This window comes from Janthinobacterium sp. TPC_1 (assembly GCF_056037845.1).
The window spans coordinates 3140591-3153526 of record NZ_CP195157.1 but is presented as its reverse complement, the minus strand read 5'-3'; the positions used below and the strand labels follow the sequence as shown (position 1 = coordinate 3153526).

Below are 12936 nucleotides of genomic sequence, written 5' to 3'. Positions count from 1 at the left end.
AGCTGCGCCCGCAGGCTGCAATACCGCGCCGCGCAACTTTAGCCTTACGACCACACATGAATTTCACCTCCATGCGCGAAGCCCTGACTTCGCTCAGCCGCAGCAATGTCGGCGTCGCCAGCGCAGTGCTGTTCAGCATGCTCGCCTCCATCGCCCTGTGGACGGTGTTCCCGAATATCGACGATGAAAACCATTTATTGGAATGGCTGCAGGCGCTGTTCCTGGCCCTGGCCTGCACGGTGCACGGCGTGCGCGCGTGGCAGGAGCCGGACCGCCAGTCCCTGCGCTTTCTGATGCATGCGGGCTTGTCGGCCCTGCTGTTCGGTTTCCTGCTGCGCGAACTCGATATCGACCAGTTCGGCACGGCGCCCGCCTGGGCGCAGCTGGAAAAAGCCCTGCGCGTGGTGGAATTGCTGATCCTGATACGCGTGCTGATCTTTTTCGCGCCGCGCGCGCGCAAGGTATTTGCCCATGCGCCGCAGATTTTCAGCATGCGCATCACCATCCTGACGGCCATCGGCGGCTTGCTGATGGTGGCCGGCTGGCCATTCGACAAGAAGGTCTTCCATGGCATGCCGGACGCCTATGCGCTGCTGGGCGAGGAAGTCTTCGAACTGGGCGCCTATTTGCTGCTGTTCCTCGCTTCACTGTCCGACAGCTCGGCCGCCGCCCGCATCAGCCTGGCGCCAAAAAAGAAATCGGCTTAAGCGTTTTCAAATGAAGATGGCAGCGGCAGCAGCCGCTGCAAGGTAACAGCCACGCGCAGCAGGCGCGGGTCGTCATCGTCGGCCTCGTCGCAGGTATCGTTGATGCAGAAAAACGGCAAGCTGCCGAAACGCGCCGCCAGCTCCTCCAGCTGCTGCGGCGCGTGCGCATCGCCGCTGGCGATATGCAGCGGGTCGAGCATGCGCGAGCGCGCAATCCCCTGATGCACCATCCAGCGCGGCACCAGGTCGGGCAGCAATGCCGGCACCTGCCACGAGCGGAACACCGTCGCGCGCACGCCGGCAAACATGGCCGGCGCCAGCCTTTCCAGGTCATGCAGCGCGCTTTTCAGCATGGGCCGCGGCGCATGCGCATACAGGCGCGGTTCATGCTGGTAATCGGCATACTGCGCCGACAGCCATTGCCGCGACAGGGTGGCGCAATTGACGGGCGCCGCCACGTCGGCGCGCAAGCCCGGCACTTCGTCCTGCGGCGCACTTTCCGTAAACACGCTCAGACACCGGTCCCCTTCCCCCCCGAACCAGAATGCGGACTCGAACGGCGCGCCAAAAAATACGTCGTCGTTCAAATACAAGAAGCGTTCGGACAGGCCCGGAATATGGTGCAGATACGATTCGATATGGCCGGAGTCGAACACTGGCAGCGATGCGCCGGGCATCAGGCTGGCATGGTCGATCACCGTCAGGCGCGGTGAAGCGCGCAGCAGGACGGCACCTGGCGGTCCGTCAGCAGGTAGACATGGCCATGGCCGGGAAAGAAGCGCTCGAGCGCGCGCAGGTTGTAGCGCAGTTCGCCGTTGTCGCGGTAGCGGCCCGCCACGTTGCCGTGCAAGGCCAGCTGACCGGGATGCGCCTGCGCCCAGGCCGCATATGCGTGCTGCCGGCGCGCGCGCCAGGCGGGATCGGCGCCGTCTACCCACAGGTAGACGATGTCGATGCCGCTCAAGGCAGAGGACTGGAGCCTGGCGCCGCCACGCAATAGTCGGCCATGGCGGCCAGCACGCTGGCGTTCTCGCCCACCGCCTCGACCACTTTCAGGCGCAGTGCCGGATGCTGCTGGCGCAATTCTTCCAGCAGCAGCGGCAAATCGCGCAGCACATGCCCGCCCTGCCCCAGGAACACGGGCACCACGGTGACGTCCAGGATGGCGCCGGCGGGCAGCTCGGCCAGCAGGGTCGCCACCAGCTCGGGCAGGCGTGGCGTCATCAGTTCCAGGAAGGCCAGGTGCACGCTGGTGCCGGGCATGCGCGCCTGGGTCAGGTCGCGCAGGCGCTCGAAGGGCGCGGCCCACGATGCGGCGCGCGCGCCGTGGGCAAACAAGATCAGTGCCTGTTTCACGTTCGTCTCCATCAGTGCCGCTCCACCCACCACAGGGCGCCCAGCGCCAGCAGCAGATACAGGGCGCTCGGCGCCACTGCCGTCAGGAAGGCCGGCCAGGTACTGAGCAATCCAAGATGCGAGAACAGCGTATTGACCAGCATGAAGCTCACGCCGATCATGATGCCGATGAATATCTTCAGGCTGATGCCGCCGCTGCGCGTATGCATGTAGGCGAACGGCAGCGCCAGCGCCATCAGCACGAAAATGGCCAGCGGATCGATCAGCTTTTTCCAGAAGGCGATGCGGAAGCGCTCCGTTTCCTGCTTGTTCTCGGCCAGGTGGCGCGTGTACACGGCCAGTTCGCTGGCCGACATGCGCTCGGGATCGGAAGCCGACACCGTCAGGATCTTCGGCGTCACTTCCGACGTCATGTCCTTGCTGGCGCTTTGCACCGTACGCACCATGCTCGTTTCCTGCGCATAGTAGTTTTCCAGCTTCGGCTCGAAACCGGGCGAGGTCGCCGCGCTGTTCGAGAACGAGGTTTCCGTCACATCGGTCAGGCGCCAGATATTATTGCCCTGATATGCCGCTCCTTTGGCCACGGTCAAGGTGCGCAAGCGCATATCGGTGTCAAATTCATACAGCTTGACGTTTTTCAGCTGGCCATCCGGACGCGCTTCGCCGACATTGAAGAAGCGCGAACCGGTGACGGTGCCCGTCAGCCCCTCGCTCTTGACCATGTCCTTGGTCCATAGGCCGGAGCGAAATTCGCTCGACACGGCCGCGCCGCGCGAGGTCAGCTTGAGGCGTTCGGCCAGCGGCTCCGTGCGCGGCGTGATCAACTCGCCGAAGATGAAGGTGATGACGACGAAGACGATACCGATGCGGAACAGGAAACCGGCCGCCATCGCCGTCGACATGCTTGAAGCGCGCATGATGGTAAATTCGGAACTGGCGGCAAACTGCGCCATCGTGTAGATGGTGCCGATCAGCGCCGCGATCGGCATCACCTCGTACACGTGGCCCGGCACCAGCACCAGCACATACAGGAAGGCATACTGGATGGTGTAGCCGTTGCGGCCCACCTTGGGCAGCTCGCCCGTCAGGTCGATGAAGGCTTGCAAAGCCAGAAAGGCCAGCAGCACGAACAGCACCGCCTGGAATATCGAGACGGCAAAATAGCGCTGTAAAATCTTCATTTCGATACCGCTTTACTTGGTTTGCCGGCGCGGCGCGCGCGCTTGAAAGCCGCCAGCAGGACCAGCGGATGATAGCGGTGATTCACATTCAGGCGCCAGGCAAACAGCGCCACCACGGCCAGCGCCGCCAGCAGGTGCAGCGGCCACCAGGCCATGCCAAAACTCAGGCGCCCCTGTTTCACACGCTCGCTTCGATGACCTTGATAAGGTTGCTGTACGTAAAGAAAATCAGCAGGGCGATGATCAGGTTGGTCGAACTGCCGGCACGCGGATTGACGAAGCCCAGCGGAATGGCCAGCAGGATCAGCATCAGGCCAATCAGGGGCGCACTGACCCGCCACAGTAATTCGGCCATGGTGTAGGGATTCGGCTCGGCGACCAGCGCCATGGTGCTCATGGCGCGCACGCCCAGCTCCGCACCCAGCGCCTGCTGCTTGCTCTCGATGCGCATGATGTACTGCTCGAATTCCATGGTCTGGAAGTCGGCCTGCGTGGGTATGCCCTGGTAGCGGCGGCCGCTCTTGAGCACCAGGAAGCGTTCGCCCTTGGCGTCGGTATTGATCACGCCTTCCCTGGCGACGACGACGACGGCGCTGCCTTTTTCATCGACGGTATTGACGAAGACGTTCTGCACCACGTTCTTTTCGCCGCTGACGCCCTCGACGAAGAAGATGCGGTTGCTGCCTGCCGATTCGCGGAACTGGCCCGGCGTGACTTTCTGCAGGTCTTCGCGCTTTTCGAAGCGCGCCACATATTCATCGCTTTTCTTTTGCGCCCACGGCGTGGCATACAGGCTCAGGATGCCGGTGGCCAGCACCAGCGGCAGGCCGAAGCTGAGCACGGGCCAGATCCAGCGCGACAGGCTCAGGCCGGAAGCGAACCACACCACCATCTCCGACTCCTTGTAGCTGCGCGTGACGACCATCAGCACCGAAATGAAACCGGTGAGGATGATGATGGTGGGCAGCTGCATCAGGGCGGAAAAGACCATCAGGGACATGACGTCGGACGACGCGATCTTGCCGCCCGCCGCCTTGCCGAGAATACCGATCAGCATCCAGGTGAGCAGGATGCTGAACAAAACAGTGAAGGTGGCCCCGGCGGCACTAGCCAATTCACGTCGAAGGGCGCGTTGAAAGATCATTCGGAGTTTATAATTCGGGTCAGTTAGTTGAGTAACACGTTACTAGTAAATGAAAACGGAGAACCAAATGGACTTTAGCATAAAAGCATTCGATACCAAGAGCACCCTCGGCACGGCCAAAAGCGGATGCATCGCGGTTGCGGTATTCGAAAACAAAAAACTGTCGCCAGCGGCAAAATCGCTGGACAGCAAGGGTGCGATTTCGGCTGCGCTGAAGTCCGGCGACATCAGCGGCAAGCCTGGCAGCACGTTGCTGCTGCGCGCAGTCGATGGCGTCGCCGCCGAACGTGTTCTGCTGGTAGGCATGGGCAGCGATGAAACTGTCAGCGAAAAAAGCTTCACGACCGGCGTACAGGCCGCACTCAAGGCCTTCGGCTCGCTGGGCGCTGCGGACGCCATTATCGCATTACCGCTGGCCGAAGTGAAAGAGCGCGACGTAAATTGGGCAATCCGTTGCGTGGTGCAAGCCGCCCACGACAGCGAATACCGCTGCGACTCGCAAAAAAGCAAAAAAGATCCGGCGCCAGCGGGCGTGCGCAAGATCGTCCTGTCGGCGCCAGCAACGGCAGCCACGCGCGGCGCGCTGGCGCAAGCCATCGCCATCGCCAACGGTTCCGACCTGACGCGCAACCTGGGCGACCTGCCGGCCAACATCGCCAATCCGACCTACCTGGCCAACACGGCCAAGCAGCTGGCCAAGGATTACAAGTTCGAAGTCGAAGTGCTGGACCGCAAACAGCTCGAAGCGCTGAAAATGGGCAGCTTCCTGTCCGTCACCAACGGCAGCGAGCAGCCGCCGAAGTTCATCGTCCTGAAGCACATGGGCGGCAAGGCCAAGGATGCGCCGGTGGTCCTGGTCGGCAAGGGCATCACCTTCGACACGGGCGGCATTTCGATCAAGGCCGGTCCCGGCATGGATGAAATGAAGTACGACATGTGCGGCGCCGCTTCGGTGCTGGGCACCTTCCGCGCCATCGGCGAAATGAACCTGAAGCTGAACGTCATCGGCGTCATCGCCGCGTGCGAAAACATGCCGTCGGGCCGCGCCACCAAGCCGGGCGACATCGTCACCTCGATGAACGGCCTGACCATCGAAGTGCTGAATACGGACGCCGAAGGCCGCCTGGTACTGTGCGACGCGCTGACCTACGCCGAACGCTTCAAGCCGGCAGCCGTGGTCGACATCGCCACGCTGACGGGCGCTTGCGTCGTCGCCCTGGGCCACCACAACAGCGGCCTGTTTACGCGCAGCGATGCGGCGCATGACCAGCTGGCCAATGAACTGCTGGCAGCGGGCAAGCAATCGAGCGACACGGCATGGCGCATGCCGATCGAAGAGGCATACAACGAGCAGCTGAAGTCGAATTTCGCCGACCTGGCCAACATCGGCACGCCAGGCGGCGGTTCGGTGACGGCAGCGGCCTTCCTGGAAAACTTCACCAAGAAGTACACCTGGGCGCATCTGGACATCGCAGGCACGGCATGGAAATCGGGCGGCTCGAAGGGCGCGACCGGCCGTCCAGTACCCTTGCTGACGACGTTCCTGATCAACCGCGTGTAAGAGAACGCCAGACCAAACCTACTGCGCGGGGCTATTGGCGGCCGGCGATGCTCGCTGTACATAAAGTACAGCTGCGCTTCTCGGCCACCACTAGCTCCCGCTCGCTACGGTTTTGTCAGGCGTCGCTACGTAAGAAGGCAGCCGCCATGGTCACTGACCATGGCGGTTTTTTCATGCGTGGCGTATTAATCAGTAGACGACGGGATTGGGCAACGGCGACGGCGCCACCTTCGGCTGCACCACCGTTTCCGGCACGGCGCCTGGGGGCGGCGCGGCAACCGGCGCGGGCGGAGGCGCCAGGCGCGCGGGGTCCTGCATGACGATGGTCAAAATGGACGGGTAGTCGAAGCCGGCGCCCGTATTGCGGTCGACGAAATAGCCGACGCCCAGGGTCAGGATGACATTACCCCAGACGCTGCCATTGAGCTTGGGATCGATGTGGTCGTCCGTCGCGATGGCGGGCGAACCGTGCTTGCGGCAGTCGACTTTCAACGGTTCCTGGCTCTTGCGGATGGTGATGCGCCCGGGCGTGGTGACGAACCACTTGCCCACGTCGTTGCTGAGGATGCAGCCGGCGCCCGTCAGTTCGCGGTTGTCCTGGATGGTCTGCACCAGCACCATCTGCTCGGTATTGCCCGTCAGGGTGGCGCAGCCGCCCAGGCCGAACAGCAGCAGCGTCCCGGCGGCAAAGGCGGCAAGGGGGGCAGACAGCGGCACGCGCATGGGAAGCTCGCTTAACGGACGGGAATCGGCTGGTCGCCAGGCACGGCGACGGCGGTGACGCTGTTTTTCGGGCTGCCTTCGATCAGGCGGTCGGAATATACGAGGTAGACGAGCGCATTGCGCTTGCTGTCGACCATGCGCACGACGCGCACGTGCTTGAAGAAGATCGAGGCGCGCTCGGTAAACACTTCTTCCTGGCGCGGCAGCTTGCCCTTGAATTGCAGCGGCCCCACCTGGCGGCAAGCCACGGCCGCATCGGCCTTGTCTTCGGCCAGGCCGACGGCACCCTTGATGCCGCCCGTCTTGGCGCGCGACAGATAGCAGCTGACGCCGGCGACGCGCGGGTCGTCATACGCTTCGACGACGATTTTATGGTCAGGGCCGATCAGTTTGAACACCGTGTCGACCGAACCGATGGTTTCGGCATGCGCCGCGGCGCAGGCAAAGGCCAGCACCAGGGCGGCAGGCAGCAATTTACGCATGAAGAAAATCCCGGGCACGCACGCAGGCGGCCATCAGTTGATGGGGGCGAAACGCTGGACCATGACGCCTTCGACCTCGATCAGCTGAAAGAACACGTCTTTCGGCCGGGTCCAGATGGAACCGTCGGCGGCGCGATACACGATCATCGGCGTCAGATCCGCTTCCAGCGTGGCTTCGCACACCAGTTCATAAATGCCGCCCTTGTAGTGCCGATAACGCATCGCCGCCCCCTCAAGCCGTGGAATCTTCGCTCTTGTCGTCGGCCAGCGCCTTCTGCTTCATCTTCAGGCCCTGGATCACTTTCAGTATGCCTTCCATGCCGGCAGCGCCATCGGCGCCGCTGAAGGCGTCGAGCACCTCATTGAGCACCTTGTTGCGCACGGTTGCCTCGTCGGACGACATTTCCAGCGCGCGCTGGGCTTTCGCCGCCTTTTCGGCCGCGCTCACGCGCGGCTTGGCAGCCGTCTTGCCATGCGTCAGAGCCGCCTGCCAGATAACCCAGCGGCGCTGGGTCTCGAAAATCAGGTACTCATCCGGTTTATCTTCTCTTCGCCGCACAATGTGGCCGTCACGCTGCGCCCACGCTTCAAATGCAGTTCGCATTTTCTTCCTTTGCAAATGCTACGCGCAAGTCTCACTATTAAAACTGCAACATTTCAAAATAGTACCATCTATTGATGTCGCAAAACAGTCTCATAGATATAGTACTGCAATTTATATAACAAGTCTGGCGGCGCCAGGGACGGAATTGACGTTCCGCCCCGGGCACAGTGGTCATGTAATCGGAATAGCAATTACAACTAATTACAACTGCTTCCTGTTCGGTTCTTAACTTGGCTGTAACAAAGCCGTGTGACACAGTTGTTACATTGTGCCATTTTAGTAGTTTTTATCGCGTTTTAGCGAGAAACTTTACACCTTTGTCGCGTTAAACGGCGAGACGCAGCCTGCCATGCCAGCCACTTATGCCAAATCAAACATAGGGGTTGATCAATGATACACAAAAACATAATATTCATGCGCCACGATTGGTTAAATATAAATACTTTATTAATATCTTTTTCCCTGTGAGCAAATAAAGGTGGTGCGCAACAAGCGCGACAGGACGCCGTCGACGCGCATGCGGTAAGATTCGCGCCTATCGACACCCCATCGTCACCTATTCAAGCAAGGATTTTCCCCATGAAACTCGCCACCTGGAACGTCAACTCGCTCAAAGTGCGCCTGCCGCAAGTGCTGCAGTGGCTGACCGACAACCCGGTCGACATACTCTGCCTGCAAGAGACCAAGCTCACGGACGACAAGTTCCCCGTCGCCGAGATCGAGGCGGCCGGCTACCAGGTAGTCTTCAGCGGCCAGAAAACGTATAACGGCGTAGCCATCCTGTCGAAGCTGCCGATCACCGATGTGGTGAAAAACAACCCGCGCTATGAGGATGCGCAGCAGCGCATCCTGGCCGCCACCATCGGTGGCGTGCGCGTCGTCTGCGCCTACGTGCCGAACGGCCAGAGCGTCGACTCGGACAAATACGAATACAAGCTGGGCTGGCTGTCCGCCCTGCACGACTGGCTGGCCGAAGAAGCGCAGCAGCACCCGCAACTGGCCGTCGTCGGCGACTATAATATCGCGCCCGACGACCGCGACGTGCACGACCCCGTCGCCTGGGAAGGCCAGGTACTGGTCTCGGACAAGGAGCGCGCCGCCCTGCAGCGCCTGTTCGACATCGGCCTGACGGACGCATTCCGCCTGTTCGAGCAGGCGGAAAAATCGTTCAGCTGGTGGGATTACCGCCAGCTGGGCTTCCGCCTGAACAAAGGCCTGCGCATCGACCATATCCTGCTCTCGCCCGCCCTCGCCGCCCGCTGCACCGCCTGCGTGATCGACCGCGTGCCCCGCAAGTGGGAGCAGCCGTCCGACCATGCGCCGGTTGTCGCCACCATCGACTAACCAGATACGCGTTCCAATAACACCTGCGCATTCGCTGCAGGTACCGGCGCGGAAAACAGATAGCCCTGCGCATAGCGGCAGCCGTTCGCTTGCAGCAGGGCGAACTGCTCCTCCGTCTCCACGCCCTCTGCCACGGCCGACAATTGCAGGCTGTCGGCCAGGGCGATGATGGCGGCCACGATGGCGCGGTCTTCCGCGCTGTGTTCCAGATCCTTGATGAAGGCGCGGTCGATCTTGACCTTCTTCACGGGGAAGCGCTTCAGGTAGGCCAGGCTGGAATAGCCGGTGCCAAAATCGTCGATCGACAGGCGCAAGCCCATGCCATTGATCTGGCGCAAAATCTCCAGGGTATGCTCGCCGTGCTGCATCAGCGCCGTCTCGGTGATCTCGAACTCCAGCAGCGCCGGATCGATGCCCGTTTCCCGCACCACGGCGCCAATGGCCGCCACCAGACCCTTGTGCATGAACTGGCGCGGCGACAGATTCACCGCCAGCGGCACCGGCTGCAAGCCCTGGCGCTGCCAGGCCATGCTTTGCTCGCACGCCTGGCGCATGACCCACTCGCCCACTGGCACGATCAAGCCGTTTTCCTCCATGATGGGGATGAAGCGGTCGGGCAGCACCAGGCCGTGGCCCGGGCGGCGCCAGCGCAGCAGCACTTCCATGCCGTGCAGGCGGCGCGTGGCGATATCGATGATCGGCTGGTAAAACAGTTCGAACTGCTGCAGCGCCAGCGCCGTGCGCAAGCTGCTTTCCAGGTCGAAGTGCAGGGCCGCCGCCTGGTTCATCGTCTGCGTAAAGAACTGGTAGTTGTTGCGGCCATTGCCCTTGGCGTGGTACATGGCCGCATCGGCATGGCGCATCAGGGCGTCGACGTCGCCGCCATCGTCCGGATACACGCAGATGCCGATCGATGGCGTCACATGCAGCACATGGCCGTCGAGCGGAAAGGCGGGCGTCAGCGCCTCGATGATCTTCTCGGCCACGCGCGCCGCTTCCTCGCCGCCGCGGATGCCCGGCACCAGCACGACGAATTCATCGCCGCCCAGGCGCGCCACCGTGTCGCTGGCGCGCACGGCGCCGCACAGCCGCGCGGCCACTTCCTTGAGCAGCAGATCGCCCGTCATGTGGCCCAGCGAATCGTTGATGGTCTTGAAGCGGTCCAGGTCGATGAACATCACGGCCAGCTTGCGCCCGGAGCGCTGCGCGGCCAGCATGGCCCGTTCCAGCCGGTCCGACAGCAGCGCGCGGTTCGGCAAGCCCGTGAGATTGTCGTGGTAGGCCATGTGGTGCACCCGCGCCTCGGCCTGGCGCCGCTCGACGATCTCGCCCTGCAGCAGCAGATTGGCGCCGGCCAGTTCGGCCGTGCGTTCCTGCACCCGCAATTCCAGCTCGTCGCGCGCGCGGCGCACCGCCTCGGCCGCCTCGCGGCGCGCCGTCACGTCGTCGACCAGCCACACGGAACGGCCATGCGCATGCGCCAGATCAAACGGCCGGCCCGACAGGCGCGCCCAGAAGCGGCTGCCATCCTTGCGCACCAGCTGGTACTCCGACATGTGCACCCTGCCCGCCTCGAAATCGCGCGCCGTTTCGCCGCGCGCCGCCTTCCATGCCGCCACGTCCGGGTACAAGGCCCGCACCGACAGGCCGTTGATCTCGCCGGGCCCATAGCCGAACAGCTCTTCCATCTTGCTGTTGGCGCGCAAATTGTGGCCGCCCTCCACCACCGAGATGCCCAGCACGGCGCTGTCGAGGATGGCCTGGTTTTCCAGCAGCGCGTTGCGCAGCGATTCTTCGGCGCGCTTCGCTTCCGTGCGGTCCTCGATGATCCAGATGGTGCCGGCGGCGGGATCGTCCGGATTGACGACGTAGGCGATCAGCTGCGCCCACAGGGTGCTGCCGTCGCGGCGCTGCATTTCCACCTCCGTCTGGAAGGGCTTGGCCACCGACAGGAAGGGGAAGGCCGCCGCGCCCAGCAGCTCGTAGGATTGCTGCGACACGTACAGCGCGCGCCCGGGCAAGCCCAGCGCCTCGTCGCCGCTATAGCCGAACATCGCGGCAAAGCCCAGGTTGTAGCGCGTGATCTGGCGGTTCTTGGTATACAGGATGCTCACCGAGGCATTCGTCATAATGGCCGCCACTTCCATCTGCGCCTGGCGGCTGGCGGTGATGTCTTCGAGGATCCAGATGGCGCCCTGCTCGCTGTGCGTCTGGTCGACGGCCTTGGCGCGGATGCGGCACCAGAACAGGCTGCCGTCGCGGCGGCGGAACAGCGATTCGTCCTGCTCGTACGGCAAGCCCTGTCCCAGCAGCGGCGTGGCCTGCACGCCAAACTCCTCGTAGGCGGCGGGCGAGGGGAACAGCCCGGCGGCGGGCATGCCCGTCATCTCGTCCTGCGCGTAGCCGAACATTTCGGCGAAGCGGGGATTGCAGCGCAGGATCAGGCGCGAACGCGAAAACAGGATGCCGACGGAGGCATTGTCGAGGATGGCCTGCTGCTCCAGCATCAGCTGGCGCGTGGCCTCCTCGGCCGCCTTCTGCGCGCTGCGGTCGTCGAACAGCCAGATCGTGTCGCGCAGGCCGCGGTCGGTCTGGTTCTCCGGATTGAGGACATAGCCATACGCCAGCGCCCAGAACGTCGAGCCGTCGCGCCGGCGCATCTCCATCTCGCCCTGGAACGGCAGGCCGCGCCGCAGCAGGGGCGCGGCCTGCCGCACGACATTGTCATACGCCGCGCGCGACGGGTACAGGTCGGCGACGGCCATGCCCACGCCGCTGTCGCCGTCGAAGCCGAAGCATTCGGCAAAGCGCCGGTTGTAGCGCAGCACGCCCTTGTCGCGCTGAAAACCGATGGCCAAGGGCGCGTTGTCCATCACGGCCTGCATTTCCAGCATGGCGCGGCGCAATTGATCTTCGTCACGCCGGTGGTCGCTGATATCTTCGATAATCCATACCGTGCCGTCATGCGTATTCAAGGGATCGACGGCGCGCCCGTGCAGGCGGCTCCAGAACAGGGTGCCATCCTGGCGCCGCAATTCCAGCTCCGTGCGGTAGGGCTTGCCCTTCGAGAGCAGCGGCGCCGCTTCCAGCCCCAGGGCGCGGCAATGTTCGGCCGAGCGGTACAGCACCGCGCCCGGCATGCCCGTCAACTGGTGGCGCGCATAGCCGAGCATTTCGGCGGCGCGGATATTGCACTCTTCGATGAAGCCGCCCTTGGAAAACACGATGCCGACGGCGGCGCTTTCCAGGATGGCCTGCTGTTCCAGCAAGGTCTTGCGCAAGGCTTGCTGGTCGCGCTGCTGCACGCTGATGTCGGCAAACACGAGGGTCGCGCCCGGCAAGCCGTCGCCGACCAGCAGGGGCCTGGCCCACACCTGCACGGCGATGGCGCCCGTGTCCCCTTCGAGGCTGCTGTCCCACTGCCGCTCGCGCCCGGCCGCACCGAGCGCGCCGCGCAGCATGCTGCTGCTCGACGCGCGGTAGGCGTCCGTAAAACAGTCGGCCAGCAGGCGGCCCGACACGTCCCTGCCCAGCAAGGCGCCCAGGGCGCCATTTGCGGCCACCACCATGCCGCAGGCATCGCAAGCGCAAGCGGGCAAGGCGATCAGCTGCAAGGCATCGGCGATGAAATCGGGACTGGTTGGTACGCGGTTCATGGACACCATGGATGGTTAACGGCAAAGTGAACATGCGCCTGGGAAACATATTCTTCCAAGCATCATGGTGCTGCTAGATCATAAACCAGTTTCCGGCGGTTTTTTCATATTCCTTATTGGCAATATCTGAAACACCACAGAGCACGTGCAACACGCCCGTTGCAACGGCGGCGTTGCA

General features: G+C 63.1%; 12 protein-coding genes and 1 pseudogene. 3 read left to right on the top strand and 10 right to left on the bottom strand.

Annotated features, from left to right (window positions below):
• The first annotated feature begins 56 nt into the window (after nucleotides 1–56).
• Entirely contained in the window at nucleotides 57–707 is a 651-nt protein-coding gene (locus tag ACQVLG_RS15425; RefSeq protein ID WP_474295487.1) for a hypothetical protein, read from the top strand.
• Here the strand turns inward: ACQVLG_RS15425 and ACQVLG_RS15420 are convergent.
• From ACQVLG_RS15420 to lptF, 5 genes and pseudogenes are all read right to left on the bottom strand, one after another.
• The gene (locus tag ACQVLG_RS15420) at nucleotides 704–1405 is read right to left on the bottom strand and encodes an exopolysaccharide phosphotransferase (RefSeq protein WP_474295485.1); all 702 of its coding nucleotides are present in this window, start codon (nucleotides 1403–1405) and stop codon (nucleotides 704–706) included. The two genes, ACQVLG_RS15425 and ACQVLG_RS15420, sit on opposite strands and share 4 nt — an antisense overlap.
• Nucleotides 1406–1407: 2 nt before the next feature.
• Nucleotides 1408–1671 carry a Stealth CR1 domain-containing protein gene (locus ACQVLG_RS15415; protein WP_474295483.1) on the bottom strand — a complete coding sequence of 88 codons (264 nt, stop codon included), beginning with the start codon at nucleotides 1669–1671 and terminating at the stop codon, nucleotides 1408–1410.
• Complete coding sequence (locus ACQVLG_RS15410; RefSeq protein WP_474295481.1) at nucleotides 1668–2075, bottom strand: sirohydrochlorin chelatase; 408 nt, start codon at nucleotides 2073–2075, stop codon at nucleotides 1668–1670. Before ACQVLG_RS15410 ends, ACQVLG_RS15415 begins: the two co-directional genes overlap by 4 nt.
• Nucleotides 2075–3244, bottom strand: coding sequence for an LPS export ABC transporter permease LptG (gene lptG, locus ACQVLG_RS15405; protein ID WP_474295479.1), 1170 nt, complete (start codon nucleotides 3242–3244; stop codon nucleotides 2075–2077). Before lptG ends, ACQVLG_RS15410 begins: the two co-directional genes overlap by 1 nt.
• A pseudogene (gene lptF / locus ACQVLG_RS15400) lies at nucleotides 3241–4388 on the bottom strand (LPS export ABC transporter permease LptF). Before lptF ends, lptG begins: the two are co-directional and overlap by 4 nt.
• 67 nt (nucleotides 4389–4455) lie before the next feature.
• Here lptF and ACQVLG_RS15395 point away from each other — a divergent pair.
• Nucleotides 4456–5949 carry a leucyl aminopeptidase gene (locus ACQVLG_RS15395; protein WP_230538377.1) on the top strand — a complete coding sequence of 498 codons (1494 nt, stop codon included), beginning with the start codon at nucleotides 4456–4458 and terminating at the stop codon, nucleotides 5947–5949.
• A 189-nt stretch (nucleotides 5950–6138) separates the two neighbouring features.
• Here ACQVLG_RS15395 and ACQVLG_RS15390 read toward each other — a convergent pair whose 3' ends face one another.
• The 4 genes from ACQVLG_RS15390 to ACQVLG_RS15375 are packed head-to-tail and all read right to left on the bottom strand — an operon-like array spanning nucleotide 6139 to nucleotide 7758.
• The gene (locus ACQVLG_RS15390) at nucleotides 6139–6672 is read right to left on the bottom strand and encodes a hypothetical protein (RefSeq protein WP_474295477.1); all 534 of its coding nucleotides are present in this window, start codon (nucleotides 6670–6672) and stop codon (nucleotides 6139–6141) included.
• An 11-nt stretch (nucleotides 6673–6683) separates the two neighbouring features.
• Nucleotides 6684–7154: a CreA family protein gene (locus tag ACQVLG_RS15385; RefSeq protein WP_230538379.1), complete on the bottom strand. Its 471-nt coding sequence runs from the start codon at nucleotides 7152–7154 to the stop codon at nucleotides 6684–6686.
• 33 nt (nucleotides 7155–7187) lie between these two features.
• Nucleotides 7188–7376: a DUF1653 domain-containing protein gene (locus ACQVLG_RS15380; RefSeq protein WP_034782199.1), complete on the bottom strand. Its 189-nt coding sequence runs from the start codon at nucleotides 7374–7376 to the stop codon at nucleotides 7188–7190.
• Between the two features lie 10 nt (nucleotides 7377–7386).
• Entirely contained in the window at nucleotides 7387–7758 is a 372-nt protein-coding gene (locus ACQVLG_RS15375) for a phiTE_015 family protein (protein WP_096234395.1), read from the bottom strand.
• Between the two features lie 579 nt (nucleotides 7759–8337).
• Here ACQVLG_RS15375 and xth point away from each other — a divergent pair.
• Nucleotides 8338–9102: an exodeoxyribonuclease III gene (xth, locus tag ACQVLG_RS15370; RefSeq protein WP_230538380.1), complete on the top strand. Its 765-nt coding sequence runs from the start codon at nucleotides 8338–8340 to the stop codon at nucleotides 9100–9102.
• Here the strand turns inward: xth and ACQVLG_RS15365 are convergent.
• Complete coding sequence (locus ACQVLG_RS15365) at nucleotides 9099–12758, bottom strand: sensor domain-containing protein (RefSeq protein WP_474295474.1); 3660 nt, start codon at nucleotides 12756–12758, stop codon at nucleotides 9099–9101. The two genes, xth and ACQVLG_RS15365, sit on opposite strands and share 4 nt — an antisense overlap.
• Nucleotides 12759–12936: the final 178 nt, after the last annotated feature.

Coding starts and splice junctions, on each gene's coding strand:
- ACQVLG_RS15385 (WP_230538379.1), bottom strand. CDS start 7,154: ATGCGTAAATTGCTGCCTGCCGCCCTGGTGCTGGCCTTTGCCTGCGCC.
- ACQVLG_RS15365 (WP_474295474.1), bottom strand. CDS start 12,758: ATGAACCGCGTACCAACCAGTCCCGATTTCATCGCCGATGCCTTGCAG.
- ACQVLG_RS15395 (WP_230538377.1), top strand. CDS start 4,456: ATGGACTTTAGCATAAAAGCATTCGATACCAAGAGCACCCTCGGCACG.
- ACQVLG_RS15410 (WP_474295481.1), bottom strand. CDS start 2,075: ATGGAGACGAACGTGAAACAGGCACTGATCTTGTTTGCCCACGGCGCG.
- ACQVLG_RS15375 (WP_096234395.1), bottom strand. CDS start 7,758: ATGCGAACTGCATTTGAAGCGTGGGCGCAGCGTGACGGCCACATTGTG.
- ACQVLG_RS15425 (WP_474295487.1), top strand. CDS start 57: ATGAATTTCACCTCCATGCGCGAAGCCCTGACTTCGCTCAGCCGCAGC.
- ACQVLG_RS15380 (WP_034782199.1), bottom strand. CDS start 7,376: ATGCGTTATCGGCACTACAAGGGCGGCATTTATGAACTGGTGTGCGAA.
- ACQVLG_RS15390 (WP_474295477.1), bottom strand. CDS start 6,672: ATGCGCGTGCCGCTGTCTGCCCCCCTTGCCGCCTTTGCCGCCGGGACG.
- lptG (WP_474295479.1), bottom strand. CDS start 3,244: ATGAAGATTTTACAGCGCTATTTTGCCGTCTCGATATTCCAGGCGGTG.
- xth (WP_230538380.1), top strand. CDS start 8,338: ATGAAACTCGCCACCTGGAACGTCAACTCGCTCAAAGTGCGCCTGCCG.